Source organism: Streptomyces sp. NBC_00988, from assembly GCF_045162645.1.
Taxonomy (GTDB): Bacteria; Actinomycetota; Actinomycetes; order Streptomycetales; family Streptomycetaceae; genus Streptomyces.
This window is the reverse complement of record NZ_CP108730.1, coordinates 3,212,893-3,238,451: the sequence shown is the minus strand read 5'-3', so window position 1 is coordinate 3,238,451 and position 25,559 is coordinate 3,212,893. Positions and strand designations below refer to the sequence as shown.

The window sequence follows — 25,559 nt, the reverse complement described above, 5'->3', positions numbered from 1 at the left end:
CCTTGCGGTTCGGCTTGAGGTTCAGCTTGCGGGGGCGAGGACCAGCAACGCCGTGCCCGCCTCGACCTGGTCGCCGGGCCTGGCCAGGATCTCGATCACGACGCCTGCCATGGGCGCGTGCACCCTGGACTCCATCTTCATCGCCTCCAGGGCCAGGAGAGGTTGGCCCGCCGTCACCTCGTCGCCCGGCTCCACGTTCAACTGCCAGACGGACGCGGCGAATTCGGCTTCCACCAGGCGTCCGCCCGCCGGGACCGTGACCTCGGCCTGCGGTGGTGCCGGGGCAGCCGCCGCCTCCGCCCGCGTGAACTCGCCCGCCGCCTCCCAAGCATCGCGTTCCGCGCCGAACGCGGTCTGCTGGCGGGACCTGAACTCCGCGATGGACTCGGCGTTTTCAGTGAGGAACGCCTCGTACTCGGCGAGCGAGAACGTGCCCTCCTCGATGCGCGGGACGAAGCGGCCGGAGGTGATGTCGGCCCGGAGTTCGAGGAGTTCGTCCGGTTCCACCGGGTACCACTTGATGCGGTCGAAGAAGCGGAGGAGCCAGGGGGAGCCATGCTCGAACGCGCCGCGCTGCTGCCAGCCCGACCACACCTGGGTCGTACGGCCCACGAACTGGTAGCCGCCGGGGCCCTCCATGCCGTAGATGCAGAGATATGCCCCGCCGATGCCGACCGAGTTCTCGGCGGTCCAGGTGCGGGCCGGGTTGTACTTCGTCGTCACCAGGCGGTGGCGGGGGTCCAGAGGGGTTGCCACGGGCGCGCCCAAGTAGACGTCTCCCAGGCCCAGTACGAGGTACTCCGCGTCGAAGACCGTGCCGTAGACGTCCTGTACCGAGTCCAGGCCGTTGACGCGGCGGATGAACTCGATGTTCCAGGGGCACCAGGGGGCGTCGTCGCGGACGCCGGCCATGTAGCGGGCGATGGCCTCGCGGGTCGCCGGGTCGTCCCAGGAGAGGGGGAGGTGGACCGTGCGGGAGGGGACGATCAGTTGGTCCGTGGGCGGGAGGGACGCCGCTATCTCCCTTACGGAGGCGAGGAGTTGGGATTGGGGGAGGCGGGTCGGGTCCGTCTGGATCTGGAGGGAGCGGATGCCGGGGGTGAGGTCCGTGACGCCCTCGAAGTCGGCCTCCGCCACCGCCTCCATCAGGGCGTGGACTCGCATGCGCTGCGCCAAGTCCAGTTGCATGGGGCCGAATTCGACGAGGAGGTTGTCGTCGCCGCTGCGGCGGAAGGTGACGTCTCCGTCCCTGGCCAGGATGCCGCCGTCCACGATGGCGGGGCGGGGCGAGCCGTCGACGTTCACCGGGGTGAAGCGGACCGTGTCGCCGGGCCTGAACTGGCCCAGTTTCCAGCGCTCTTGGCTGATGACCGTCGCCGGGCAGACGAAGCCGCCGAGCGAGGGGCCGTCCGGGCCGAGGAGCACAGGCATGTCGCCCGTGTAGTCGACGGCGCCGACCGAGTACGGGGTGTCGTGGATGTTGGACGGGTGCAGGCCCGCCTCGCCGCCGTCGGTGCGGGCCCAGCGGGGCTTCGGGCCGACCAGGCGGACGCCTGTGCGTGCCGAGTTGAAGTGGACTTTCCAGTCGGCGGCGTAGAAGTCGTGGATGTCGTCCTCGGTGAAGAACTCCGGTGCCGCGTGCGGGCCTTCGACCGCTGCTACCTCCCATACGGCACCGAAGGCTGGGCGGTCGGCGGTGGGTACGGGTGTGCCCTCGGTGACCGTGCCGCCGTGCAGGACGTCGCCGGTGCGCAGCGCCCGGCCGCCGTGGCCGCCGAAGCGGCCCAGGGTGAAGGTGCTTGCGCTGCCGAGGAACGCGGGCACGTCCAGGCCGCCCGCGAACAACACGTAGGTGCGCAGGCCGTGTTGGGCCGGGGCGCCGATCTCCAGGACAGCGCCCGCGGGTACCGTCACCGGCTCCCACTGCGGGACCGGGGTGCCGTCGATGGTCACCGGTGCCGGGGCGCCCGTCACGCACACCGTGGTGGCGTGGGTGAACCTCAACGTCGGTCCCTGGAGGGTGCATTCGAGGCCGGGGGTGCCCTCATCGTTGCCGAGCGCGCGGTTGCCGAGACGGAAGGAGAGGTCGTCCATCGGGCCGCACGGGGGTACGCCGACCTGCCAGTAGCCGGTGCGGCCTGGCCAGTCCTGGACCGTGGTGAGGGTGCCGCCGGAGACGATCTCGATGCGGGGGGTGGCGTCGGTGACGGTGGCCAGGGTTGCCGTCGAGTGGGTGGCTGCTCTGAAGTCCGGTTCGGCCAGGGCCGCTTGGACCAGGCCGAGGTTCGTCTCGATGCCGTCCACGCGGGTGCGGGCCAGTGCCTCGTCGAGTCGTTGGAGCGCGTGGGCGCGGTCGGGGCCGTAGGCGATGACCTTCGCGAGCATCGGGTCGTACGACGTCGTCACCTCGGTGCCGGTCTCCACCCAGCCGTCGACGCGTACGCCGTCCGGGAACTCGACCCGGGTCAACAGGCCCGCGCTGGGCCGGTGTTCGCGGGACGGGTCCTCGGCGTACACGCGGGCCTCGACGGCGTGGCCGCGCGGGGTGCCGGGTTCGCGGACGACGTCGGTCTCGCTCTGGGCCAGCCGTAGCATCCAGGCGACGAGGTCGACGCCGTAGATCTCCTCGGTGACCGGATGTTCCACCTGGAGGCGGGTGTTGACCTCCAGGAAGTAGGCCTCCTCGCGGGTCGCGTCGTAGACGAACTCGACGGTGCCGGCGGAGCGGTAGCCGACCGAGGCGCACAAGTCGCGGGCGGAGGTGGCCAGTTGGGTGCGTATGTGGTCGGGGAGGCCTGGCGCCGGGGCCTCCTCCACCACCTTCTGGTTGCGGCGTTGGAGGGAGCAGTCGCGGTCGCCGAAGGTGACGACCTTGCCGTCGCCGTCGCCGAAGACCTGTACCTCGACATGGCGGGCGTGCTCGACGAGGCGTTCCAGGAAGACGCCGGCCGAGGAGAAGGAGGCGGCGGCGACGCGTTGCACCCGCTCCCAGGACTCGGCGAGTTCGGCGGGAGAGTGGCAGGCCGACATGCCGATGCCGCCGCCTCCGCCGGTCGCCTTGAGCATGACGGGGTAGCCGATCAGGGCTGCTTGGGTGAGCGCCTCGTCCAGGTCTGCCAACAGGCCGGTCCCGGGGGCTAGTTGGACTCCAGCCGCCTCGGCCGCCGCCCGTGCTGTGTGCTTCGCACCGAACAGCTCCAGTTGGGTGGGTGTCGGGCCCACGAACACGATGCCGGCGTCCTCGCAGCGCCGGGCGAAGGCCGCGTCCTCGGAGAGGAAGCCGTAGCCCGGGTGGATCGCGCCCGCGCCCGTGTCCTTGGCCGCTTTCAGCACCAAGTCGGCGTCCAGGTACGACTCTTTGGCGGGTGCCGGGCCGAGTCGTACCGCCTCGTCGGCGAGCCGTACGTGGGGTGCCGAGCGGTCGGCGTCGGAGTACACGGCGACTGTGCGCAGGCCGAGTTCGCGAGCCGTGCGGATGATGCGGACGGCGATCTCGCCCCGGTTGGCGATCAGCAGCGTGTCGAAGGTCATGCGGCATCCCCTTGGGAGGCGGCCTCAACGATCGTCATCTCCACGGCCGTCGGCTCGAAGCCGTTGCAAGGGTTGTTGATCTGGGGGCAGTTGGAGACCAGGACCAGGACGTCGCGTTCGGCGCGCAGGGTCAGTTTCAGGCCCGGCGCGGAGAGGCCGTCGACGATGCCGAGGGTGCCGTCCTTCTCGACCGGTACGTTCATGTACCAGTTGATGTTGGAGACCAGGTCGCGCTTGCCGAGGCCGTAACGGGCGCCCTCCGCAAGGAAGTTGTCCACGCACGCGTGCTGCGACCACGTGTGGTGGCCGTAGCGCAGGGTGTTGGACTCCTTGGAGCAGGCGCCGCCTACCGTGTCGTGCCGGCCGACCTCGTCGCCCGTGACGGTCATCAGCGGGGTGTGCTCGTTGGACATCAGCACGCTGCCCGTGGTCAGGAAGAGGTTGCCCTGGGCGTGGATCGTGTCGGGGGCGCTGTAGCGGACCGACGTGTCGTGGGCGTCGTAGACGAGGAAGTCGACGGCCTGGTTGCCGTGCAGGTCGGTGATGGTGAGGGTCTCGCCCGTCCGTACGACGGCGGACCAGGCGGCGCGGGCCGGTACTTCCACCGTCTTCATGGCCGGTACGTCCTCGGTCTTCATATGAGCCCCCTCGCGGCAAGGAATTCGGTGGTGTTCAGGAAGGCGCGGTGGCCCTCGGGGGTCGCCTCCCACAGCGGGTCGCCCGGCTTGGTGGCCTCGGCGCGCCAAGCGAGCACCTCCAGCGGGGTGTTGACGTAGTCGTCGCGCGGGTCGGCCGGATGCGGCACGTTCGCGATCAGTACGGTCACGTCCTGTTCGGCGCGCAGGGTCACGCTGCCGCCGGGGCCGGTCGAGCCGGTGAAGTCGAGGGACCCGTCGTCGCGGACCTCGACGCCCTGGAAGAAGGAGAGCGAGGGCGGCAAGTCGCGTGGTTCCAGGCCGTTCTTGGCGGCGGCGAGCTTGAACAGCTCGCGTCCGGCAGGGGAGTCGGACTGCGGGGTGCCGTCGCCGTAGCGCTCGGTGTTGCGGACCAGGGTGGAGGTGCCGCACAGCGCGTCGTGGTGGCCGGAGGTGTCGGCGACGAGGGAGGCGAGGACGCGGCCCTGGTCGGAGAGGAGGAGCTGGCCCTCGCCGAGGTAGGCGTTCCACTGGACCTTGACCGTGTCGGCGACGTTCAGGCGTTCCCACGGGCGGTCGGCCGCGTACAGGAGCAGGTGGGCGCAGGCGTCGCCGCGCAGGTCGGTCAGGCGGAGTTCGGTGCCGCGGGCCAGGACGCGGTGGGTGTAGTTGCCGCCCGCGACGGTCTCGGCCCACACCAGGTGGCCCGCCTCGCAGGGCGGGGCCGGCCAGTCGCCGGCCGGGACGACGGGCATCGCCTCGGCCCGCTTGCCCTCCTGGGCACGGGCGTGGTCGCGGGCTCCGTAAGTGGTCGCTGTCGCCATCGCGGGGGACCTCCGGCTGTGGGGACGTCTTGGTCGTGCGGTATTTCTGTCGCTCGACAGAAATTAGGAGGCGTGCGGGTCACCGGGGTTGCCCGGGTGTTGCCGCTCGGTTACCGAGCCCTCACGAAGATCACCGGGAGTCCGTGGTCCGGGGCCGTGTGCGAGGATCGAACGCATGGGGACAACAGGTGCACAGGGGGGCCGCCGGGTCGGCAGGCCGCGGGCCGATCAGCGGCCGGACAGTGGACTGTCCCCGCGCGCCGAACTCCTCTCCGCCGCCGCCGAGTTGTTCACCACCCGCGGCTACGCGGCCACCACCACCCGGGCCGTTGCCGAGCGCGCGGGTATGCGGCAGGCGTCGATGTACCACTATGTCTCCGGCAAGGAGGAGCTGCTCGCGGACCTCCTGGAGTCCACGGTCACGCCCTCGCTGACGTACGCCCGGGAACTCCTCGCGGACGACGTGACTCCGGCCGAGGGCAGGCTGTGGGAGCTGTGCCGTACCGACGTCGAGCTGCTGTGCGGCGGTTCGCACAATCTCGGCGGGCTGTATCTGCTGCCCGAAGTGCGCGCCGAACGCTTCGCCGGCTTCCATGCCGTGCGCGCCGAACTCAAGGACGCCTACCGGCAGTTGCTCGCCGCGACGGCCGCCGGTGGCGCGCTCGCGAAGAGCGAGTTGGAGCTGCGGACGGATCTGGTGTTCGGGCTGATCGAGGGTGTCATCCTCGTGCACCGCTCCGACCCCGAGCGGCCGGTGTCCGCCTTCGCGGAGGCGACGGCCGACGCGGCGTTGCGCATCGCCGGAATCTGAGCCGGAGGCTCGGCCGGAGCGCTAGCCGGAATCGGGGCTTCACTCATTACGGTGAGTGATTTTCGTACGTCCGTACGCCGTGACTCGCTGTGTGCGATTGAAGCCGCAGCGTGTAAATGGGCTGAGGGTACTCCCCTTCCGTGTCCCTTTTCAGGGGCTTGCTGAATATGACACAGCGGTGATCCGGTCGGACTAAGCTCGCCCGCAGCGCACCGAGTTGGGCTGTATTCGTGCGCTTGTTCCCAAACATGCAAAAGATACAGAAGATCCCCCCAGATTTCCCCGATCCCCCCAGCCGACCTGTCTTTAGAGGGCATACATGGTGAGTGTTCAATCGCCTCCCGGTGGCCGTGAACTTCCCTACGCGCGCGTGCTGTTGCCGCCTGCCATAGTGATGGCCGCGGCGACCGGGGCCGCCGTCGCCCTGGTGGCGGGGCCTGCGCGGATCGCCGTCGGCTGGTGCGGAGCCGTCGCCACCCTTCTGGTGATCGTGACGGCGGCCGAAGCGGTACGCCGCGGCCGCAACCTGCGGGACGCCCGCGCCGAGCACGACCGTCACACCGCGTATCTGGAACGGCGGCTCGCCGACCAGAACACGGAGATGCTCCGGCTCGGCAAGGAGATCCTGCCTGCCACGCTCTACCGGCTCAGCAGCGGAGAATCCCCCGGAGAGGTGATTCGGCAAGTCGTCGACGCCGATCCCGACTGGCGGCAACTTCCCCAGCCGCAGCGCGACTTGCTGAGGACGGTGCTCAACATCGTCCAGCGCGAGGAGAACATGCGTGACTCCGCGCAGCGTTCCTTCGTCAGCATCGCCCGCCGCGTGCAGGCCATCGTCCACCAACAGGCCAAGGAACTCCGGGAGATGGAGGAGGACCACGGCCGTAACCCCGAGGTCTTCGACGACCTCCTGCGCATCGACCACGGCACCGCCCTGATCGGCCGTCTCGCCGACTCCATCTCGGTGCTCGGCGGTGGCCGCCCGGGCCGCCAGTGGCCCGAACCGGTGCCGCTGTACAGCGTGTTGCGCGGCGCCATGTCCCGCATCCTGGAGTACCGCCGCATCGAGCTGCACTCCATCGCCAAGGTCAACATCCGCGGCATCTCCGTCGAGCCGGTCATCCACGCGGCGGCCGAACTCCTCGACAACGCCACGCGCTACTCGCCCCCGCAGACCAAGGTGCACGTCACCGCCGTAGAGGTGCAGACCGGTGTCGCCATCGAGATCGAGGACGGCGGCGTCAGCCTCAGCGAGGAGTCGCGGGCCCGTGCCGAGGGCATGCTGGAGCGCGCCAAGGCCGGCACCGACCTCCAGGACCTCGGTGAGAGCCCGCGCCTGGGCCTCCAGGTCGTCGGCCGGCTCTGCGCGACGTACAACATGCAGATCTCGCTGCGCGCCTCGGCCTACGGCGGCGTCCGCGCCGTCCTGATCGTGCCCAGCGAGATGCTCACCCCCGGCACCGCGCCCGGACTCGCCCACGGCATCGGCGCCACCGCCATGCCCAAGGCCGAACTCGGCGCGGTCGACGGCCCCAAGCGCACGATCAAGCGGCGCCGTCCCACGAGCCCGCGCATCCCGGCCTCGGTGAGCATGGAGGACGAGGTTCCCGAGGTCACCGAGTGGACGGCGGGCGGCCTGCCGCAGCGCCGCAGCCGGGTCAAGGTCCCGCTCGCCCAGCGGTACGCCGAACAGGCCGCCGCCGAGCGCGCCGAGGCCGCCGCACGGGAGGCCCGCTCCGCCTGGGGCACGCCCGAGCCGGAGCCGGAGAAGAAGGACGAACCCGAACCGGGCCTGTGGGTCGAGGCGTTCATGGAAGGCCTCAAGGGTGACCCGGACCCGACCGCTTTCACCCAGAAGACCGAGCCGGCCCGAGTCGAGGCCGACGACGAGGGGGACCTCAAGTGATCCAGCAGCGAGCCAACTTCGACTGGATGCTCAAGGATCTCGCCGACGGCGTGCCCGGCATCCAGCAGATCGTGGTCCTGTCCGCCGACGGGCTGCGCATCGCCCGCTACGGCGGCGACCCCGACGCGGCCGACCGCGTCGCCGCGGCCTGTGCCGGACTGCAGAGCCTGGCGGGTGCCGTCGCCTCCGAGATCCCGGGCAGTGACGGCCGGATGAAGATGGTCATCATCGAGATCAACGGCGGCTACTTCTATCTGATGGCCGCCGGCGCCAACGCCTACCTGGCCGTCCTGTCCGACGTGGTCGCCGAGCCCGGCCTGATGAGCAACCGCATGCGTGACCTCGTCGTCAGAATCGGCGCCCACCTCACCAGCCCGCCGAGGCGCAACGGGCAGACCGTATGACTCCTCCGCAACGCCAGCGGCGACATCCGAAGGATGGACCGCCGCCAGAGCCCGCCAAGAAGCAGGGCGAAGGAAAGATCCCGGAGCGGCTGTACGTGCTCACCGGCGCGGCCGAGGACGGAGACCGGGCCGAACTCGACCTGGTCACGCTGATCGTGGCGCGTTCCGACGCGCCGCAGTCGGCCACTCCGGAGCAGGCGACTCTGCTCGGGCTCTGTATCGCCCCCCTGTCCGTGGCCGAGCTGTCGGCCTATCTCAACCTGCCGTACAGCGTGGTGACCGTCCTGCTCACCGAGCTGCTGACGGCCGAACTGGTGCAGGCGCGCGCCCCGATCGTCCGCCAGGCGCTCCCCGACCGTTCCCTCCTCGAAGCGGTGATGCATGGACTTCAAAAGCTCTGACACCATCACGGGCCCTCGGACCGAGGACCATCTCCCGCACACGGCCCAGGCCGCGGTGAAGATCGTGATCGTCGGCGGCTTCGGGGTCGGCAAGACGACCATGGTCGGTTCGGTCAGCGAGATCAGGCCGTTGACCACCGAGGAGACCATGACGCAGGCCGGCGTCGGCGTCGACGACAACTACGGCTCGGACACCAAGACGGCCACCACCGTCGCGATGGACTTCGGCCGCATCAGCATCACCGACCAACTGGTGCTGTACCTCTTCGGCACCCCCGGCCAGGAACGCTTCTGGTTCCTGTGGAACGGGCTGTTCGAGGGCGCGCTCGGCGCGGTGGTGCTGATCGACACGCGGCGCCTCGAAGTCAGCTTCGACGTCATAGGACGGCTGGAGGAGCGCGGGGTGCCGTTCGTGATCGCGGTCAACTCCTTCCCGGACGGCCCGCATTACCCCATCGAGGACCTGCGTACGGCGCTCGACCTGTCCCCGGACATCCCCATCATCGAGTGCGACGCGCGCCGCCGCGCCTCCAGCCGGGACGTCCTGATGACCCTGATGCGCTTCCTGCACTCCCTGGCGATGACGGGCTCACTGACCTGACCCGCCCAACTCCCCCGACACCGGATCCACTTCAGTTCTCGGAGCGATCACCGTGACGCCTGAACACAACTTTCCGACCGATACGGACGACACCAGGCTCGGCCCGCCCCCCGGCTGCCCCGCGCACGGCCAGGGCCCCGGGGGACTGCACCGGCTGTACGGCCCCGAGGCGGCGGACCTGGGCACCCTCTACGAGAAGCTCCGCGCCGAACACGGCCCCGTGGCACCGGTGTTGCTCCACGACGACGTACCGATCTGGGTCGTCCTCGGCCACACCGAGAACCTGCACATGGTGCGTACGCCCTCGCAGTTCAGCCGGGACAGCCGGGTCTGGACGCCGCTGCGCGAGGGCATGGTCAAGCCCGACCACCCGCTGATGCCGCACATCGCCTGGCAGCCCATCGCCTCGCACGCCGAGGGCGACGAGCACCTGCGGCTGCGCGGCGCAGTCACGGGCGCCATGTCGACCATCGACCCGCGCGGCATCCGCCGGCACATCAACCGCTACACCCAGATCCTCGCCAACACCTTCTGCGAGCAGGGCCACGCCGAACTCGTCGGCCAGTTCTGCGAACACCTGCCCATGGCCGTGCTGTGCGAGATCCTCGGCATGCCCGACGAGTACAACGACCAGATGGTGGAGGCGGCCCGCGACGCCCTCAAGGGCACCGCGACCGCCATCACCAGCCACCAGTACGTCATGGACGCGCTGACCCGGCTCACCGCCCTGCGCCGGGCCGAGCCCGCGGACGACTTCACCAGCCACCTCGTCATGCACCCGGCGGGGCTCAGCGACGACGAGGTCAGGGAGCACCTGCGGCTCGTCCTCTTCGCCGCCTACGAGGCCACCACCAACCTCCTCGCCAACGCGCTGCGCATGGTCATCACCGACCCGCGCTTCCGCGCCCAGCTCAACGGCGGGCAGATGACGGTGCCGGAGGCGGTCGAGCAGTCCCTGTGGGACGAGCCGCCGTTCTCCACCGTCTTCGCCTACTTCGCCAAGCAGGACACGGAGCTGGGCGGCCAGCGCATCCGCAAGGGCGACGGCCTTCTGTTCGCACCCGCGCCGGGCAACGTGGACCCCCGGGTGCGCCCCGACCTCAAGGCCAACATGATGGGCAACCGCTCCCACCTGTCCTTCGGCGGCGGCCCGCACGAGTGCCCCGGCCAGGACATCGGCCGTGCCATCGCCGACACCGGGGTGGACGCGCTGCTGATGCGGCTGCCGGACATCGAACTCGACTGCGACGAGGACGAGTTGAGCTGGACGGCGTCGATCGCCTCCCGCCACCTGGTGGACCTGCCGGTGCAGTTCGCCCCGAAGCCCCCGCAGGACGTCTCGGAGAAGCCGGGCCACGCGGCGGTCCCGCAACCGCGTCACACCTGGCACGTGGGCATGCCGTCGGACCCGCAGCCGGCGTCGGCCCCGATGCCGCAACCCGTCGAGGTGACGGCACCGCCGGAGCCGGTGCCGGCACCGGAACCGGTACACCGACTCGGGGCATGGCAGCGGTTCTTGAGGTGGTGGCGGGGCTACTGAGCGGCCCAGTCCTCGTACGAGGACCAGGCTTCGAGCACCCGCCCGCTACGGAACCGGTGCTCGGCCCCCGTGACCGGATCGGTGAACTCCAGCGCCCGCGCCAGCAGTTGGAGCGGTCGCCGGAAATCACCGTCCGGCACGGGGTCGTTGACCACGGGATACAGCGGATCACCGAGGATGGGCACGCCCAACGCGCTCATGTGGACGCGCAGTTGATGAGTCTGCCCGGTACTGGGCACCAGTCGGTACCGGGCGAGCCCGTCCCCCCGCTCCTCCTCCAACTCGACCCGGCTGACGGCATTGACCTCACCCTCGACCTGCCGGGCGGCCATCACCCCACGCTCCTTGAGGATGCGGGAGCGCACGGTCGTAGGAAGGCCGAGCCCGGAGTCGTACGACGCGACAGCCTCGTATTCCTTCCGCACCCGCTTCTCCCGGAACAGTGCCTGGTACGCGCCCCGTTCCTCGGGCCGCACCGTGAACAGCACGAGCCCGGCGGTGAGTCGGTCGAGCCGGTGCGCGGCCCCGAGCGCCGGGATCCCCAACTCCCTGCGCAGCCGCGCCAACGCCGTCTCGACGACGTGACTGCCGCGCGGGGTGGTGGCAAGGAAGTGCGGCTTGTCGGCGACGACGATGTGCTCGTCGCGGTACACCACGTCCACGGGGAAGGGCACCGGCACCTCGACGGGCAGCTCCCGGTGGAACCACACGAACATCCCGGGTTCGTACGGCGACCCGGCCACGCTCGTCCCGTCCACCCCGACGAACAGCCCGTCGTCCATCATCCGATCGACGACCCCGTCACCCGCCCCCGAGAGCCGGTCCACCAGGTACTCGCGCACGGTGGTCCAGGACTCTTCGGGGGGCAGGCGGACCCGCACCGGGTCGACTCCGGCGCGTTGGGGGAGGGGGGAGGGTGGGATACGGCGTTTTCGGGTCATTGGGGTCAAGGGTAGGTGGTCGGGTCAGGCGGGCACTGCCTCGGGAGCCTCCTCCGCGACCGTACGGGCGCGGTACGCCCGGTACCCGAAGCCGGCCCCGACCGTGACCACCAGGAACAACACCGTGAACCACTGGAAGTACCAGTGCCCACCCGCCGGGTCGTACACAGCGGCCCGCGGCCACGCCAGGTTGACCGTCATGACGAGGCCGTAGACGAGCGCCAAGGCGTTGACCGGTATCCCCCAGCGCCCCAGGGAGAAGAGGCGCGCGCCCGTCTCGTCCGTGCCGGCCACCTCGAACTCGCCCCGTACGCGGCGGAACAGCAGTGGGCCCGTCACCATCGCGTAGGCCAGGTACAGCATCACGATGCAGGTGGTGCCGATGGCGAGGAACGCGTCCGGGGAGGCGAAGTTGAGGAGGAGCAGGGCGGCCGAGAGGATGCCCACGACGATGGCGGGGGCGCTGGGCATGCCGGTGCGGGGGTTGACCTTGGACAGGCGGGCGGAGAACGGGAGTTGGCCGTCTCGGGCCATCGAGAAGAGCATGCGGCAGGCCGCCGTCTGGATGGCCAGAGTCGCTACCGCGATCGCCACCACCACGTCCGCCAGCAACGCCTTGCCGACGCCGTCGCCGAGGCTGCTCGTGAGGACGTAGCTGAGGCCGTCGACGCCGAGGTGGCCGTCGGTCAGGCTGGGGGCGGCGAGGAGGCCGCCGAGGATGATCAGGCCGCCGAGCAGGCCGGCGGCGCTGAGCGCGGTGAGGATCGTGCGGGGCGCGGTGCGGCGCGGGTTGTGGGTCTCCTCGCTCATCTCGCCCGCGCTGTCGAAGCCGATCATCACGTACGCCGCCGTGAACGAGCCGACCAGCAGGGCGCCGAGCAGTCCGCCCTCCAGGCTGCCGGTGGTGTGGAAGGTGATGCTCGGCGTGCGCTTCGAGTGGGTCAGGAGGAGGACGACGATCAGGATCGCGCCGATGATCTCCGCCGTCACGCCGACCCGGTTGATGACCGACATCACGCGGTTGTCGAGGATGTTCACCAGCGTCGTCAGGACCAGCAGGATCACGCCGAGGACCGCCGCGTTGGCCGCGCCGTCCGGGGAGGTGGGGGCCGGGTCGCCGCCCACCAGCTGGAAGCCCGACCAGATCGCCGGCAGCACCATCTGGAGGGCCAGGGCGGCTGCTCCCACCACCACGATCTGGCCGATCACCATGATCCAGCCCGCGAACCAGCCGAAGGTCGCGTTGGAAAGGCGTGACGACCACTGGTAGATCGCGCCCGAGATCGGGTAGCGAGCGGCCAGTTCCGCGAAGCAGGCCGCCACCAGGAGCTGGCCGGCCAGCACGATCGGCCAGGCCCAGAAGAAGACGGGGCCGCCGAACGCGTACCCGAAGGCGAAGAACTGGAAGACGGTCGTCAGTACGGAGATGAAGGAGAACCCGGCCGCGAACGACGCGTACCGGCCGAGGCTGCGGTGCAGTTCCTGGCGGTAGCCGAACTCTTCGAGGGAGCCGTCCTCGGAAGAGTGGGGCGGATCGGGGCGTAGGTCGGAGGGGGCTGTTGTGGTCACGGCGGCACCTGCCTTCGGCGCAGGAGAGCGGAATCCTGACGGCGACAGCGGAATTCCTGTCGGGTGACAGAAATTAGGGAGCCGCTGTTTCCGCCGCGTCACGCCGCCGTGTCTGTGGCGGGCCTAAGTCCTCACGCTCTTGCCGTGGCGGCGGAATCGCGATACATCGTGTGTATTGACGCTCTCGTCCAACTCGCGATATGTTCGGTCACGGATATTCGGACGCGAGGTACGGATGGAGGCGGTGATCCCGATGGCTGCGAAGCGTCGCAAGCTCAGCAATCCGCTCGCGCTCGCCGTGCTGGTGACCCTCTGGCAGGGGCCCATGCATCCGTACGAGATCGCCCAGACCCTTCGCCGCCAGGGCAAGGACACCAGCACGAAGATCAACTACGGCTCGCTCTACACGGTCGTGCAGAACCTGGAGAAGCACGGCTTCGTCGAGGTCGCCGACACGGAGCGCAAGGGCAACCGCCCCGAGCGCACGGTCTACGGAGTGACCGCGGCCGGTCGTGAGGAGACGACCGAGTGGCTGTCCGAGCTGCTGGCCCGCCCGGTCAAGGAGTACCCGATCTTCGAGACGGCCCTCTCGCTGCTGGGCGCCCTGCACCCCGACGAGGTGGTGACACTCCTGGAGGAGCGGGTGAAGAACCTGGACGTGCAGGCGGCGAGCGAGCGCGGGGCCCTGGAGAAGCTGTACGAGTCGGTGCCCCGGCTGTTCCTGATCGAGGTCGAGTACCAGCTGCACATGATCGAGGCGCAGGCCGAGTGGGTGCGCGGTTTCCTGGAGGAGATCAGGAAGGGCTCGATGCTCGGCGTCGACGGATGGCGCCGATTCCACGAAACGGGGGAGCTGCCACCGGAGTTCACCTGAACATGAAGAACCCCGACCGGGCTGTTGGAGCAGCCCCGCCGGGGTCACGAACCCCGAACTGACCCGCCGTGCGGCGAAGCCAGGCGATCGAGGTGCGGCACACCCAGGATAGCCGGGCGCTCTTCACGCGGATCAGTCGTGACCTTTCACATCGCACATCCGCTCATTCTTTGGAGAGCTGTCATGGGCAGTACCCGTGCGCCCGCGGTCGAGGCGCGTCAACTGATCAAGACCTACTCCGGCGATGTCACCGCCCTCAACGGCATGGACATCACCGTCGAGCCCGGCACCGTCTTCGGCCTCCTCGGGCCGAACGGCGCCGGCAAGTCCACCACCGTCAAGATCCTCACCACCCTCGCCAGGCCCGACTCCGGCACGGCCACCGTCGCCGGCCACGACGTGCTGCGCCACCCCGACCGGGTCCGCCGCGCGATCGGCGTGGTCGCCCAGAACTCCGGTGCCGACCCGACGGCGACCGGCCGCGAGAACCTCCAACTCCATGGCAGGCTCTACGGATTGAGGGGCGCCGTCCTCACGAAGCGGGTGGACGAGCTCCTCGACCGCTTCACCCTCGCCGACGCCGCGAAGCGTCCGGTGAAGGGCTACTCCGGCGGTATGCGCCGCCGCCTGGACGTGGCACTCGGCCTGGTGCACCAGCCCGAGGTGCTCTTCCTCGACGAGCCCACCACCGGCCTCGACCCGGAGGCCCGCACCGCGATGTGGGACGAGATCGGCCGGCTGGCGGGGGAGGAGGGGCTGACCATCCTGCTCACCACGCACTACCTCGAAGAGGCCGACCGGCTCGCCGAACGTATCGCGATCGTCGACCGCGGGCGGGTCGTCGTGGAGGGCACCCCCGACTCCCTCAAGGGTGAACTCCGGGGCGACGCCGTCCACTTGGAGCTGCGGGAAGCGGTCGGCGACGCCGGTCGTACGCTGCTGCGGAACACCCTCGTCGGACTGCCGGGCGTGCGCGAGGTGCTGGTCGACGGGCGCCGGGTCAGTGCCCGCGCCGACGACGGAGCGGCCGCGATGCCCGTCCTGCTGACGGCGTTCGAGCGGGCCGGCGTCGGCGTCGCCAGCGCGACCGTCGCCCGTCCCTCGCTGGACGACGTGTATCTCCGCTACGCGGGCCGCCGTTACGCCGAGGCCGACACGAACAGCACCGGGCAGTTCGCCGTCGCCGGAGGTGCGCGATGAGCACCGCCGTCTCGCAGACCTGGTACATGACGCAGCGTCAACTCATGGTGTTCGCACGGCAGCCCGCCTTCGCGGTCATCACCCTCATCCAGCCGGTGATCTGGCTTTTCCTGTTCGGCAACCTCTTCAAGAAGGTCGTGGAACTCGGCGGCTTCGGCACCACCTCGTACCTGGACTACCTCGTCCCGGGCGTGGTCGTGATGAGCGCCCTCAGCTCCAACATGTGGGCGGGCATGGGCACGTTGGAGGAGATCCAGCGCGGCACCCTCAACCGCTTCCTGACCACCCCGGTCAGCCGGGCCGCGCTGATGAACGGCAACGTCGTCAACAACGGCCTCGTCACCGCACTCCAGTCGGCGATCATCGTGCTGCTCGGACTGCTCGGTGGCGCCGACTACCCGGGCGGCATCGGCGGCATCGCGATCCTGATCGTGGCCTCCGTGCTGCTGGGGACCATCTTCGGGGCACTGTCCAACGCGCTCGGCATGCTGGTGCAGCAGCGGGAGTCGATCATCGGCATCAACACCTTCCTGCTGCTGCCGCTGACGTTCCTGTCCAGCGCCTTCATGGCGCCGTCCCAGATGCCCTCGTGGATGCGGCACATCGCCGACTTCAACCCGCTCAACTGGGCGATGGTGGCGGGCCGTTCGGCGATGAGCGAGCATCTGGACTGGGGTGACGTGCTCAGCCGGGGAGGCGCGCTGCTGGGGCTCGCGGTGGTGGCGGTATGGCTGTCGATCCGCACGTTCAGGTCGTATCAGCGGTCGGTGTAAGCGACAGGGGCGGCACTCCAAAGGTGCCGCCCCGGGGCAGCGCCCCGAAAGGGGCGCGGGGCTGTGTCGATATGCGGCTCCGCCGCGCGGGCGCGACCAGCCTCGACGCCGCCGCAGATGCTAGGCGACCCAAACCCGGCACCCCCAGCGGAGCGCTTACGCGGCAACGCCCTCCTGCTCCGCCTCGATCTTCGCGTTCCAATCCCGCTTCGACGCCTGCCAGCCGTCCTCGTTGTGGCCCAGGCGCCAGTAGCCGGAGATCGACAGGTCCTCGCGCGGGATCGCCAACTCGACGCGCAGCAGGGCGCGGAGGTCCTTCACGAAGGCCGCCTCGCCGTGCACGAAGGCGTGCATCCGGCCGTCCGGGAACTCCAGCGCCCGTACGGCCTCGGCGAGCGCCTCGCCGACGGGGCGGTCGCCGCGGTGCAGCCAGACGACCTCGATGTCGGAGTCGATCTTCTGCTCCTCCTCGGGGCCGGAGACCTCCACGAAGGCGTGGGCCGTGGCGCCCTCGGGCAGTGACTCCAGGGCGCGGGCGATCGCGGGCAGCGCGCTCTCGTCCCCGGCGAGCAGATGCCAGTCGGCGCCCGCGTCGGGGGCGTAGGCGCCGCCGGGACCCATGAAGTGGACGGTCTCGCCCGGCTGGACGCGGGTCGCCCACGGACCGGCGAGGCCCTCGTCGCCGTGGATCACGAAGTCCAGGGTCATCTCAAGGTGCTCGGGGTCCCAGGCGCGCACGGTGTAGGTGCGGGTCACCGGCCACTGCTCACGAGGGAACTCGGCGCGGATGCGCTCCACGTCGAAGGGCTCGGGATAGGTCGCGCCCCCGGCCGGGAACAGCAGTTTCACGTAATGGTCGGTGCAAGTGTCCGCCGAGAACTCGGCCAGACCCTCGCCACCGAGCACCACGCGCTGCATGTGAGGGGTCAGGCGCTCGGTGCGGACGACCTGCGCGGAGTGGGGCTTACGCGGCTTCCGTGCCGGACGTTCTGCCATGACGGCCTCCCAAATTCCCATGCTTAGGCTTACCTAAGTTAGCACTACATTCTCTGTGAAAGGCAAGAAAGGATGGGCAATAACAATGCTTACGCGCCCAGCGTGGTGAGCAGTCGCTGCAATGATCCGCCCAGTCCCCAGCGCTCCGCCAGTGCGCCCACCAGCTCCGGATCGCGCGGGGCGTGCGGCAGCGTCGGGTCGACGTCGGGCAGCGGAACGTCGTCGGCGACCCGTACGACCTTGGGCGCGACCGCGACGTACGGCCGCGACTCGTCGAGGCGCTTGCGCTGCGAGGGGGTCAGCTTGGACTTGGGGTCGTCGATCGCGGCCATGATCCCGGGCACGTCACCGAACTCGGCGAGGAGTTTCGCTGCCGTCTTCTCGCCGATGCCGGGGACGCCCGGCAGGCCGTCGCTGGGGTCGCCGCGCAGCAGCGCCAGATCCACGTAGCCACGCCCGTCGACGCCGTACTTCTCGCGCAGGAACGCCTCGTCGGTGAGCTGGAGCGTGCCGACGCCCTTGATCGGATACAGGACGCGGACACCGCGGGCGTCGTCGACGAGCTGGTACAGGTCGCGGTCGCCGGTGACGATGTCGACCGGGCCCTTGGCGTGCGCCGTGAACGTGCCGATGACGTCGTCAGCCTCGTACGGCTCGACGCCCACGCGCGCGATGCCGACCGCGTCGAGAACGGCCTCGATGATCGGCACCTGCGGGGAGAGCGTGTCCGGCACCTCCTCCGCGTCCGGGCCGCTCTCGCGCACCTCGGCGACGCGGTGCGCCTTGTAGGTGGGGATCAGGTCGACCCGCCACTGCGGCCGCCAGTCCGCGTCCATGCACGCGACCAGCTGGTCGGGGCGGTGGTCCTTGACCAGGCGGTCGATGAATTCGAGCAGCCCGCGCACGGCGTTCACCGGCGTCCCGTCCGGCGCCTTCACGGACTCCGGGACGCCGAAGTAGGCGCGGAAGTAGAGCGAGGCGGTGTCGAGGAGCATCAGTCGTCCGGTCACGCCTCGCATCATGCCGCACGACAGGGCCACGATCACCCCTCGCTGTCACCCGGAGGGACCAACACCGCCGGCTCCGGAAAGGCGAACACCCCTGGCTGGTGAGCTGGGCCACTCCTGTGTTTGCGCCCGGGAAGCATGGGCAGGCGCGGCCTCGGAGCGATGCCGGTTGCACATTCAACCGTCGAGGGGCCTTCGGACCCGTCGCCGTCGCCTCCCGTCCTGCCCCCGATCGAGAGGTACGCGTGTCAGCCAGGCTAGAAGCCGAGCATCTGTACAAGGTGTTCGGCAGACGACCCGACCAGGCAGTCGAACGGCTCCGCGAAGGAGCCGACCGGGAGGAACTGCGCGCCGACGGCACCACCGCCGCCGTGATCGACGCCTCCTTCTCCGTCGCACCGGGCCAGATCTTCGTCGTCATGGGCCTGTCCGGCTCCGGCAAGTCGACCCTCCTGCGGATGCTCAACGGACTCCTGGAGCCCACCGCGGGCCGCGTCCTCTTCGACGGCCAGGACCTGACCGCGCTCGGCGACCGCGAACTCCGCGAGGTCCGCGCCCACAAGATCAGCATGGTCTTCCAGCACTTCGCGCTCTTCCCGCACCGCAGCGTCCGCGAGAACGCCGCCTACGGCCTGTCCGTGCAGGGCGTGCCCCGCGCCGAGCGCGAAGCCCGCGCCGGCGAGGCGCTCGCCCTGTGCGGCCTGGCCGGCTGGGAGGACTCCTGGCCCGACGAACTGTCCGGCGGCATGCAGCAGCGCGTCGGCCTGGCCCGCGCCCTCGCCACCGACGCCGACCTGCTCCTCATGGACGAGTCGTTCAGCGCGCTCGACCCGCTGATCCGCCGGGACATGCAGGACCAACTCCTGGAACTGCAGAAGTCGTTGAAGAAGACGATCGTCTTCATCACGCACGACCTCAACGAGGCCATGCGCCTGGGCGACCGCATCGCCGTCATGCGCGACGGCCGCATCGTCCAGACCGGCACCGCGGAGGACATCCTCGTCCGCCCCGCCGACGACTACGTCTCCTCCTTCATCCAGGACGTCGACCGCTCCCGCGTGCTGACCGCGAGCTCCGTCATGGACACCGGCGTCGACGGCCACGAGGCCGACTGCGACTGCGCGACCGCCACCCCGGACACCCCCTTCACCGACCTGTGCGCCCTCAGCGCCCGCCTCAGCCACCCGGTCGCGGTGCTCGACGAGGCCGACGAGGTCGTAGGCGTCGTACCGCAGGAACGCCTCGTCGCCTTCCTCGGCGGGGAATCCGCGGCGGAGGTGGCCGCCCATGCCTAGGCTCCCGCTCGGCGACTGGGTCGACTCCGGTGTCGACTGGCTCCTCGCCCACATGTCCTGGCTCTTCGACGCGATCAAGACGGTCGTCGAGGGCATGTACGACGGCATCAACGCGGTCCTCACCGCCCCCGAACCCCTGCTCCTCGCGGGCATCTTCGCCGTCATCGCCTGGTGGCTGCGCGGGCTGGTCGCGGGCGTCCTGGCCTTCGCCGGGTTCCTGCTCATCGACTCGCTCGACCTGTGGGACCGGGCCATGTCGACGCTCGCCCTGGTGCTCGTGGCGACCGTCATCGCCCTGGTGATCTCGATCCCGCTGGGCATCTGGGCGGCCCGCTCCAAGACGGTCAGCGCGGTCGTACGGCCGGCTCTCGACCTGCTCCAGACGATGCCGTCGATGGTGCTGCTGATCCCGGCGATCCTCTTCTTCGGGCTCGGCACCTCCGCCGGCGTCATCGCCACCCTGATCTTCGCGCTCGCACCCGGCGTCCGCATGACCGAGCTGGGCATCCGCCAGGTCGACGCCGAACTCGTCGAGGCCGCCGAGGCGTTCGGCACCTCACCGCGCGACACCCTGCTGCGCGTCCAACTGCCGCTGGCGCTCCCGACGATCATGGCGGGCATCAACCAGGTCATCATGCTCGGCCTGTCGATGGTCGTCATCGCCGGCATGGTCGGCACCGGCGGCCTCGGCGGCGCCGTCAACGAGGCCATCGGCCAGCTCGACATCGGCTTCGGTTTCGAGGCGGGCGTCGGCATCGTCGTCCTCGCGATCTACCTCGACCGCATGACCAGCGCGCTCGGCACCCAGATCTCCCCGCTCGGCCGCCGCGCCGCCGCCAAGGCCCGCGCGGCCGGCACCGCCAAGCCCTGGAACTACCGCCCCCGCCCGGCGTTCGCCGTGATCGGCGTGGTCGTCCTCGCCCTGGTGGCCGGTGGCATGGGCGTCTTCGGCTCCTCCTCCGGCACGAAGGCGACCTCCGCCACGGACGTCGGCAAGGGCAAGAACATCACCATCGGCTACATCCCCTGGGACGAGGGCATCGCCTCCACCTTCCTCTGGAAGGAGATCCTGGAGGAGCGCGGCTACAAGGTGACGACCACCCAGTACGCGGCGGGCCCGCTCTACACCGGCCTCGCCACCGGCCAGGTCGACTTCCAGACCGACTCCTGGCTGCCCACCACGCACGCCGAGTACTGGAAGAAGTACGGCAAGCAGCTCGACGACCTCGGCAGCTGGTACGGCTCCACGTCCCTGGAGCTGACCGTCCCGTCGTACGTGAAGGACGTCAACACGCTGGCGGACCTCAAGACCCACGCCTCCGAGTTCGGCGGCAAGATCACCGGCATCGAACCGAGCGCCGGAATGATGGGCCTCCTCAAGACCAAGGTCCTCAAGGAGTACGGCCTCCAGGGCTCCTACGACGTCGTCGACGGCTCCACCCCGGCGATGCTGGCCGAGCTGAAGCGGGCGTACGCCAAGAAGCAGCCGATCGTCGTCACGCTCTGGTCGCCGCACTGGGCGTACAGCGACTACAAGCTGAAGAAGCTCAAGGACCCTAAGAACGCCTGGGGCAAGGGCGACGGCGTGCACACCGTGGCGCGCAAGGGCTTCGCCGACGACAACCCCGACGTCGGCAAGTGGCTGAAGGACTTCAGGATGACCGAGTCCCAGCTCACCGGTCTGGAGGCGCAGATCCAGAAGTCCGGCAAGGGCGAGGAGCAGGACGCCGTCCGCACCTGGCTGAAGCAACACCCGGGCCTCGTCGACCAGTTGGCGCCGGTCACGAAGAACCAGAAGAGCCAGTAGGACCAGAAGAGCCAGGCGGCCGGGTGACCTGACAGTCCCGGAGCCGCCGTCCCAGAGGTGGGCCCCACCGCACGTTCCCCCCTTCGTGCGGCGGGGCCCACCTTTGTCGGTGCCCCGATCCGGTACGAAAAGGATCCGGCCAACCACATAGCGCTACGAAACCCCTCAATCAGGCCCGAGAGGTGAGCGGGAACACAGTCGACCGCGTACGCATTGAAGAGTAGAGAGGAAGTCTCGCGCCGATCGAGGGTCGGCGGGCCCGTGTGGACTGGCCAGAACCATGACGTCCGATCGCACGCTGTGTGACGTGGATGTGACAGGCGCATGAAACGGTTTGCCGAACATGCGTAGGGTGCAGAGAACTCATCAGAGGCAGCTTCAGAAGTGGCTGCGGAAGTAACCGCGGACCGACGAGCGAAGGAGGGAGCCGGAGCTATGGGCGACCACAAAGAACAGCCCCTTCGGGTGGGTGCGGCCGTACGGCGACGCCGCCGCGCGCTGTCCCTGACCCTCGCCGTCGTGGCCGAACGCAGCGGCCTGTCGGTGCCCTTCCTGAGCCAGGTCGAGAACGACCGGGCCCGCCCCAGCCGAAGCTCCCTGGAGAAGGTGGCCGACGCCCTGCGCACCACCGCCGTCGAACTCCTCGCCGCCGCCGACCCCGCGTGCAGCGTCGACGTCGTCCGCGCGGAGGAGCCCGAGTCGGTCGGGGCACCCCGGATGCGTTCCCTGGTACGGGGCCACCACCAGCTGCACGCCTCGGAGTTCACCGGCGACCATGACGCCGGACGCGAATTCCAGCACCGCAACGACGAGTTGATGTACGTCGCGGACGGCGCCGTCGAGATCGAGGCGGAGGGGCGCGCCTACCGGCTGGTGCGCGGCGACACGATGTACCTGACCGGCGGTGTCCGTCACCGCTGGCGCGCGACCGTGCCGGACACCCGGGTGGTCGTGGTCGCGGTGGCCGAACACATCGAGGCGGTCCAGGACCGCCAGCGCTGATGCGCGTCGTCTCCCTCGTGCCGTCGCTCACGGAGGCGATCGCCGTATCCCTGCCGGGAGTTCTGGTCGGCGCGACGGACTGGTGCAGCCATCCGCCCGGCCTCGACGTGACGCGCGTGGGCGGCACCAAGAACCCGAAGCTCTACCCGATCCTTGCCCTCGCCCCCGACGTGGTGATCGCCAACGAGGAGGAGAACCGCGAGCCGGACCTGACTGCCTTGCGCGAGGCGGGTGTTGAGGTCCTGGTCACCGAGGTGCGTGACGTCCCGCAGGCCTTCCGCGAACTCGCCCGGGTGCTCGACGCGTGCGGAGCGCCGACCCGCCCGCGCTGGCTGGACGAGGCGGAGCGGGCGTGGTCCGAGCTGCCGGAACCCGACGACCGTAGAACCGCTGTGGTTCCCATCTGGCGGCGGCCCTGGATGGTGCTGGGCCGGGACACCTTCGCCGGTGATGCGCTGTCCCGGCTGGGAGTCGACCACCTGTACGCGACGCACGCCGAGCGTTACCCGCGAGCCACGGTCGACGAACTACGGGCTGTGGCACCGGACCTGGTGGTCCTCCCGGACGAGCCGTACCGCTTCACGGCCGACGACGGCCCCGAGGCATTCGCGGGGCTGCCCTGCGCGCTCGTCAGTGGCAGGCACCTCACGTGGTACGGGCCGGCACTGGGCGAAGCGCCACGGGTGCTGGGCGCGGCCCTGCGAGCAGCTCGCCGCTGACCAGCCCGCGGGCCGTGTGCGCGGCGGCGGTGGCCCAGGCGGCGACCAGGACGCCGTAGAGGACGATCGCGAGCCCGTCGTAGACGGCGAGGCCGGTGTGGTGGGACAGGGACTCGGCGCCGGTGACGCAGGTGCCGACCGGGAAGGTGAAGGCCCACCAGGTCATCGTGAAGCGCATGCCCTCGCGGCGGGCGCGGACGACGTGTGCGGTGGCGAGGCCGAGCCAGAGCAGGGCGAAGCCCATGACGGGGACGCCGTAGAGGACGGCGAGGAGGCTGAAGCCCTGGGCGTACGCGGGCGATACGACACCGGGGGCGAAGTCCGCGAACTTGCCTACGGCGGTGGTGGATTGACCCAGCGGGCCCAGCACGAGGAACAGCGTCGGGGTGAGTGCGAGGGGCAGCGGGCCGCCGGTGACGAGCCGGGCGAAGACCAGCGGCAGCATCAACAGCGTTGCCAGCAGGCTCAGTCCGAACATCGCGAAGCACGCGAGGAGGAGCGTCTCCCGGGGCTGCCCGGGCGGCAGATGGGGCACGAGCAGCGGTCCGAGGGCCGCGGACACCATCGGCGCGACCACGGGCAGCAGCCACACGGGGGTCGCCTGGGAAGGGTGCACCTTGTGCCGTACGGCCATCAGGTACGGGACGGCGACGGCCGCCGTGAGCCCGACGAGCGTCCCGGCGCCGAACAGCACGGAGTCGAGTACGACCGCCGCCCGGAGCCCGATCCAGTCCTGGCCGACGACCAGGGTCCCGCCGCCCACCGCCAGCAGGGCCATCGCGAGGCAGCCGTAGAAGGGGGCCATCGCCGGGTCGAGGAGATGGGCGCGGGCCTGGTCGCGGTGGTGGGTCCAGTGCAGGGTCCGGGCGGCGATCAGGGCCAGCAGCATCGCGAGCGAGAGGGCCCAGACGGCGGTGCAGGCCGTGCGCAGTCCCGGGAGGTGGAGCGGGAGCCCGGCACCGGCCGTGGCGACGATGGCGGTGCCCATGACGGAGGCGTACCAGTTGGGTCCGAGATGACGAACGGCGGTGACCATGCCTCCACCGTCTCGCCGACTGAGACACGCGACCAGGGAGTATGTGTCTATGGGGACATAAACTGGATTTATGAGCGGGAGTGAGACGGAAGATCAGCGGGGCGGGTCGATCGCGCACCGGGTGCCGGACCTCGGGGCGCTGGAGCTGCTGCTGGCGGTGGCACGGCTCGGCAGCCTCGGCGCCGCGGCCCGCGAACTGGGCATCACCCAGCCGGCCGCCAGCAGCCGCGTCCGCTCCATGGAACGACAGCTCGGCGTCGCCCTGGTGGACCGTTCACCGCGTGGATCGACCCTGACCGACGCCGGTGCCCTGGTCACGGACTGGGCCCGCAGGGTCGTCGAGGCGGCGGCTGCTTTCGACGCGGGTGCCCAGGCCCTGCGGCACCGGCGTGACTCCCGGCTTCGCGTCGCCGCCAGCATGACCATCGCCGAGTACCTCCTCCCCGGCTGGCTCCTCGCCCTCCACTCCCAACGCCCGGACACAGCCGTCTCGTTGCTGGCCGGCAACTCGACCACGGTCGCGGAACGGCTCCTCGCCGACGAGGCCGACCTGGGCTTCGTGGAGGGCCTGTCGGTCCCGCCCGGCCTCGACTCCACGGTGATCGCCCACGACCACTTGATCGTCGTGACCGCCCCGACCCATCCGTGGGCCCGCCGTCAACGCCCTGTCCCGGCGGCCGAGTTGGCGTCGACGCCCCTGATCCTCCGGGAGACGGGTTCGGGCACGCGGCAGGTACTGGACGCGGCATTGGGCGGACTGGCCCGCCCTCTCATCGAGTTGTCGTCCACTACGGCGGTCAAGGCGTCGGCGGTGAGCGGGGCGGGGCCTGCGGTGTTGAGTGAACTCGCCGTGGGGGAGGAGCTGTCGATGCGGAGGCTGGTGCGTATCCCGGTCGAAGGGGTCACTCTCGCCCGGGACTTGAGGGCGGTGTGGCCCACGGGTCACCGGCCGACGGGACCGGCGCGGGAACTGCTCTCGCTGACGCAGGGCTAGCGAGCTTTCGCGGCCGCTTCCACCAACGCCCGCATCACCCGCAGGTCTTCGCCCATCTCGGGGTGCCACTGAACCCCCAGCACCCAGTCGGCAGAGGGGAGTTCGACGGCCTCCGGGGTGCCGTCCTCGGCCCAGGCCGACACCGTCAGGCCCGCGCCCAGGCGGTCCACGGACTGGTGGTGGAACGTGGGGACCGAGGTCTCCTCCGGTACCGCTGACGCGTACAGGGTTCCCGGTACCGGCTTGACCGGGTGATGGCCGAAGACGCCCGGTGTCTCCGCGTGGCCGTCGATGTGCTGGACGAGGGTGCCGCCGACGGCGACGTTCAGGAGCTGCATTCCCCGGCAGATGCCCAGGAGGGGGATGCCCGCGGTCAACGCGGCCTCGATCAGGGCCAGTTCCCAGGCGTCCCGGGCGGGGGCCGGCGGGCCGGTGCGGGGGTCGCGGTCGGCGCCGTAGCGGATCGGTTCCACGTCCGGGCCGCCGGCGATCACCAGGGCGTCCAGGCGGGCCACGGTGGCTGCGGCGTGTTCGGGGGCGTCGGGGGGCAGCATCGCGGCGAGGCCGCCCGCGCGCTGCACGAGCCGTGGGTAGCCGGCGGGCAGCAGGGCCGCCTCCAACTCCCAGGTGCCCCAACGTGCTCCGGCCTCCAGATACGTACTGATGCCGATCAGCGGTCTGCCCGCCATGCAC

The 25,559-nt window shown here is 70.2% G+C and carries 23 protein-coding genes; 14 read left to right on the top strand and 9 right to left on the bottom strand.

All coding sequences use genetic code 11. From position 1 onward, the window contains the following. Positions 1-21 precede the first annotated feature (21 nt). Genes OG496_RS14695 through OG496_RS14685 form a run of 3 tightly spaced genes read right to left on the bottom strand, consistent with a single transcriptional unit; the run spans position 22 to position 4,990 of the window. On the bottom strand, positions 22-3,531 hold the full coding sequence (locus tag OG496_RS14695; protein ID WP_405971168.1) for a 5-oxoprolinase/urea amidolyase family protein: 3,510 nt from the start codon (positions 3,529-3,531) through the stop codon (positions 22-24). After that, on the bottom strand, positions 3,528-4,145 hold the full coding sequence (locus tag OG496_RS14690) for an urea amidolyase associated protein UAAP2 (protein WP_405976627.1): 618 nt from the start codon (positions 4,143-4,145) through the stop codon (positions 3,528-3,530). Before OG496_RS14690 ends, OG496_RS14695 begins: the two co-directional genes overlap by 4 nt. A gap of 20 nt (positions 4,146-4,165) precedes the next feature. Then, positions 4,166-4,990, bottom strand: a complete 825-nt coding sequence (locus OG496_RS14685) for an urea amidolyase associated protein UAAP1 (RefSeq protein ID WP_405971167.1) — start codon at positions 4,988-4,990, stop codon at positions 4,166-4,168. 175 nt (positions 4,991-5,165) lie between these two features. Between OG496_RS14685 and OG496_RS14680 the strand changes: the two genes are divergently transcribed. The 6 genes from OG496_RS14680 (at position 5,166) to OG496_RS14655 (ending at position 10,653) form a co-directional block, all read left to right on the top strand. Then, complete coding sequence (locus OG496_RS14680) at positions 5,166-5,801, top strand: TetR/AcrR family transcriptional regulator (protein ID WP_405971166.1); 636 nt, start codon at positions 5,166-5,168, stop codon at positions 5,799-5,801. Between the two features lie 319 nt (positions 5,802-6,120). Then, complete coding sequence (locus tag OG496_RS14675; RefSeq protein WP_366495617.1) at positions 6,121-7,707, top strand: ATP-binding protein; 1,587 nt, start codon at positions 6,121-6,123, stop codon at positions 7,705-7,707. Then, positions 7,704-8,111, top strand: a complete 408-nt coding sequence (locus tag OG496_RS14670; RefSeq protein ID WP_019066134.1) for a roadblock/LC7 domain-containing protein — start codon at positions 7,704-7,706, stop codon at positions 8,109-8,111. The genes OG496_RS14675 and OG496_RS14670 overlap by 4 nt, the downstream gene beginning before the upstream one ends. After that, complete coding sequence (locus OG496_RS14665) at positions 8,108-8,512, top strand: DUF742 domain-containing protein (protein ID WP_366495616.1); 405 nt, start codon at positions 8,108-8,110, stop codon at positions 8,510-8,512. Before OG496_RS14670 ends, OG496_RS14665 begins: the two co-directional genes overlap by 4 nt. Further along, positions 8,493-9,113 carry a GTP-binding protein gene (locus tag OG496_RS14660; protein ID WP_399397294.1) on the top strand — a complete coding sequence of 207 codons (621 nt, stop codon included), beginning with the start codon at positions 8,493-8,495 and terminating at the stop codon, positions 9,111-9,113. Before OG496_RS14665 ends, OG496_RS14660 begins: the two co-directional genes overlap by 20 nt. Before the next feature lie 52 nt (positions 9,114-9,165). Continuing rightward, complete coding sequence (locus tag OG496_RS14655) at positions 9,166-10,653, top strand: cytochrome P450 (RefSeq protein WP_405971165.1); 1,488 nt, start codon at positions 9,166-9,168, stop codon at positions 10,651-10,653. Here OG496_RS14655 and OG496_RS14650 read toward each other — a convergent pair. After that, on the bottom strand, positions 10,647-11,594 hold the full coding sequence (locus OG496_RS14650) for a pseudouridine synthase (RefSeq protein ID WP_405971164.1): 948 nt from the start codon (positions 11,592-11,594) through the stop codon (positions 10,647-10,649). The two genes, OG496_RS14655 and OG496_RS14650, sit on opposite strands and share 7 nt — an antisense overlap. A 24-nt stretch (positions 11,595-11,618) precedes the next feature. Then, a complete protein-coding gene (locus OG496_RS14645) occupies positions 11,619-13,163 on the bottom strand; it encodes an amino acid permease (protein ID WP_405971163.1) in 1,545 nt (514 codons plus the stop codon). 253 nt (positions 13,164-13,416) lie between these two features. On the opposite strand from OG496_RS14645, the gene OG496_RS14640 reads away from it, so the two are divergent. The 3 genes from OG496_RS14640 to OG496_RS14630 all read left to right on the top strand — a co-directional run bounded on the left by OG496_RS14640 (position 13,417) and on the right by OG496_RS14630 (position 16,010). Continuing rightward, positions 13,417-14,037: a PadR family transcriptional regulator gene (locus OG496_RS14640; RefSeq protein WP_405971162.1), complete on the top strand. Its 621-nt coding sequence runs from the start codon at positions 13,417-13,419 to the stop codon at positions 14,035-14,037. Positions 14,038-14,220: 183 nt separating this feature from the next. After that, complete coding sequence (locus OG496_RS14635) at positions 14,221-15,237, top strand: ATP-binding cassette domain-containing protein (protein WP_405971161.1); 1,017 nt, start codon at positions 14,221-14,223, stop codon at positions 15,235-15,237. Continuing rightward, complete coding sequence (locus OG496_RS14630) at positions 15,234-16,010, top strand: ABC transporter permease (RefSeq protein WP_405971160.1); 777 nt, start codon at positions 15,234-15,236, stop codon at positions 16,008-16,010. The genes OG496_RS14635 and OG496_RS14630 overlap by 4 nt, the downstream gene beginning before the upstream one ends. Positions 16,011-16,166: 156 nt before the next feature. Here OG496_RS14630 and OG496_RS14625 read toward each other — a convergent pair whose 3' ends face one another. Beyond that, positions 16,167-17,006: a siderophore-interacting protein gene (locus OG496_RS14625; protein ID WP_366495608.1), complete on the bottom strand. Its 840-nt coding sequence runs from the start codon at positions 17,004-17,006 to the stop codon at positions 16,167-16,169. Between the two features lie 89 nt (positions 17,007-17,095). Beyond that, complete coding sequence (locus OG496_RS14620) at positions 17,096-18,025, bottom strand: 5'-3' exonuclease (protein WP_366495667.1); 930 nt, start codon at positions 18,023-18,025, stop codon at positions 17,096-17,098. A gap of 233 nt (positions 18,026-18,258) precedes the next feature. On the opposite strand from OG496_RS14620, the gene OG496_RS14615 reads away from it, so the two are divergent. From OG496_RS14615 to OG496_RS14600, 4 genes are all read left to right on the top strand, one after another. Continuing rightward, positions 18,259-19,308, top strand: a complete 1,050-nt coding sequence (locus OG496_RS14615) for a glycine betaine/L-proline ABC transporter ATP-binding protein (protein WP_366495607.1) — start codon at positions 18,259-18,261, stop codon at positions 19,306-19,308. Then, entirely contained in the window at positions 19,301-21,115 is a 1,815-nt protein-coding gene (locus tag OG496_RS14610; protein WP_405971159.1) for an ABC transporter permease/substrate binding protein, read from the top strand. Before OG496_RS14615 ends, OG496_RS14610 begins: the two co-directional genes overlap by 8 nt. 435 nt (positions 21,116-21,550) lie before the next feature. Continuing rightward, on the top strand, positions 21,551-22,117 hold the full coding sequence (locus OG496_RS14605; RefSeq protein ID WP_327405312.1) for an XRE family transcriptional regulator: 567 nt from the start codon (positions 21,551-21,553) through the stop codon (positions 22,115-22,117). After that, positions 22,117-22,836: a helical backbone metal receptor gene (locus OG496_RS14600; RefSeq protein ID WP_405971158.1), complete on the top strand. Its 720-nt coding sequence runs from the start codon at positions 22,117-22,119 to the stop codon at positions 22,834-22,836. Before OG496_RS14605 ends, OG496_RS14600 begins: the two co-directional genes overlap by 1 nt. Here OG496_RS14600 and OG496_RS14595 read toward each other — a convergent pair. Continuing rightward, positions 22,763-23,872, bottom strand: coding sequence for a TDT family transporter (locus OG496_RS14595; protein WP_405971157.1), 1,110 nt, complete (start codon positions 23,870-23,872; stop codon positions 22,763-22,765). The genes OG496_RS14600 and OG496_RS14595 overlap by 74 nt on opposite strands. Positions 23,873-23,942: 70 nt before the next feature. Here OG496_RS14595 and OG496_RS14590 point away from each other — a divergent pair, with 70 nt between their 5' ends. Continuing rightward, positions 23,943-24,866 carry a LysR family transcriptional regulator gene (locus OG496_RS14590; RefSeq protein WP_405971156.1) on the top strand — a complete coding sequence of 308 codons (924 nt, stop codon included), beginning with the start codon at positions 23,943-23,945 and terminating at the stop codon, positions 24,864-24,866. On the opposite strand, the gene OG496_RS14585 is transcribed toward OG496_RS14590, so the two are convergent. After that, positions 24,863-25,555: a gamma-glutamyl-gamma-aminobutyrate hydrolase family protein gene (locus OG496_RS14585; RefSeq protein ID WP_405971155.1), complete on the bottom strand. Its 693-nt coding sequence runs from the start codon at positions 25,553-25,555 to the stop codon at positions 24,863-24,865. The two genes, OG496_RS14590 and OG496_RS14585, sit on opposite strands and share 4 nt — an antisense overlap. Positions 25,556-25,559 lie beyond the last annotated feature (4 nt).

Excerpts from the sequence above, each read along its gene's own strand:
- OG496_RS14695 (WP_405971168.1), bottom strand. The coding sequence starts at position 3,531 with ATGACCTTCGACACGCTGCTGATCGCCAACCGGGGCGAGATCGCCGTC.
- OG496_RS14690 (WP_405976627.1), bottom strand. The coding sequence starts at position 4,145 with ATGAAGACGGTGGAAGTACCGGCCCGCGCCGCCTGGTCCGCCGTCGTA.
- OG496_RS14685 (WP_405971167.1), bottom strand. The coding sequence starts at position 4,990 with ATGGCGACAGCGACCACTTACGGAGCCCGCGACCACGCCCGTGCCCAG.
- OG496_RS14680 (WP_405971166.1), top strand. The coding sequence starts at position 5,166 with ATGGGGACAACAGGTGCACAGGGGGGCCGCCGGGTCGGCAGGCCGCGG.
- OG496_RS14675 (WP_366495617.1), top strand. The coding sequence starts at position 6,121 with ATGGTGAGTGTTCAATCGCCTCCCGGTGGCCGTGAACTTCCCTACGCG.
- OG496_RS14665 (WP_366495616.1), top strand. The coding sequence starts at position 8,108 with ATGACTCCTCCGCAACGCCAGCGGCGACATCCGAAGGATGGACCGCCG.
- OG496_RS14660 (WP_399397294.1), top strand. The coding sequence starts at position 8,493 with ATGGACTTCAAAAGCTCTGACACCATCACGGGCCCTCGGACCGAGGAC.
- OG496_RS14650 (WP_405971164.1), bottom strand. The coding sequence starts at position 11,594 with ATGACCCGAAAACGCCGTATCCCACCCTCCCCCCTCCCCCAACGCGCC.
- OG496_RS14640 (WP_405971162.1), top strand. The coding sequence starts at position 13,417 with ATGGCTGCGAAGCGTCGCAAGCTCAGCAATCCGCTCGCGCTCGCCGTG.
- OG496_RS14635 (WP_405971161.1), top strand. The coding sequence starts at position 14,221 with ATGGGCAGTACCCGTGCGCCCGCGGTCGAGGCGCGTCAACTGATCAAG.
- OG496_RS14630 (WP_405971160.1), top strand. The coding sequence starts at position 15,234 with ATGAGCACCGCCGTCTCGCAGACCTGGTACATGACGCAGCGTCAACTC.
- OG496_RS14625 (WP_366495608.1), bottom strand. The coding sequence starts at position 17,006 with ATGGCAGAACGTCCGGCACGGAAGCCGCGTAAGCCCCACTCCGCGCAG.
- OG496_RS14620 (WP_366495667.1), bottom strand. The coding sequence starts at position 18,025 with ATGCGAGGCGTGACCGGACGACTGATGCTCCTCGACACCGCCTCGCTC.
- OG496_RS14610 (WP_405971159.1), top strand. The coding sequence starts at position 19,301 with ATGCCTAGGCTCCCGCTCGGCGACTGGGTCGACTCCGGTGTCGACTGG.
- OG496_RS14605 (WP_327405312.1), top strand. The coding sequence starts at position 21,551 with ATGGGCGACCACAAAGAACAGCCCCTTCGGGTGGGTGCGGCCGTACGG.
- OG496_RS14600 (WP_405971158.1), top strand. The coding sequence starts at position 22,117 with ATGCGCGTCGTCTCCCTCGTGCCGTCGCTCACGGAGGCGATCGCCGTA.
- OG496_RS14595 (WP_405971157.1), bottom strand. The coding sequence starts at position 23,872 with ATGGTCACCGCCGTTCGTCATCTCGGACCCAACTGGTACGCCTCCGTC.
- OG496_RS14590 (WP_405971156.1), top strand. The coding sequence starts at position 23,943 with ATGAGCGGGAGTGAGACGGAAGATCAGCGGGGCGGGTCGATCGCGCAC.
- OG496_RS14585 (WP_405971155.1), bottom strand. The coding sequence starts at position 25,555 with ATGGCGGGCAGACCGCTGATCGGCATCAGTACGTATCTGGAGGCCGGA.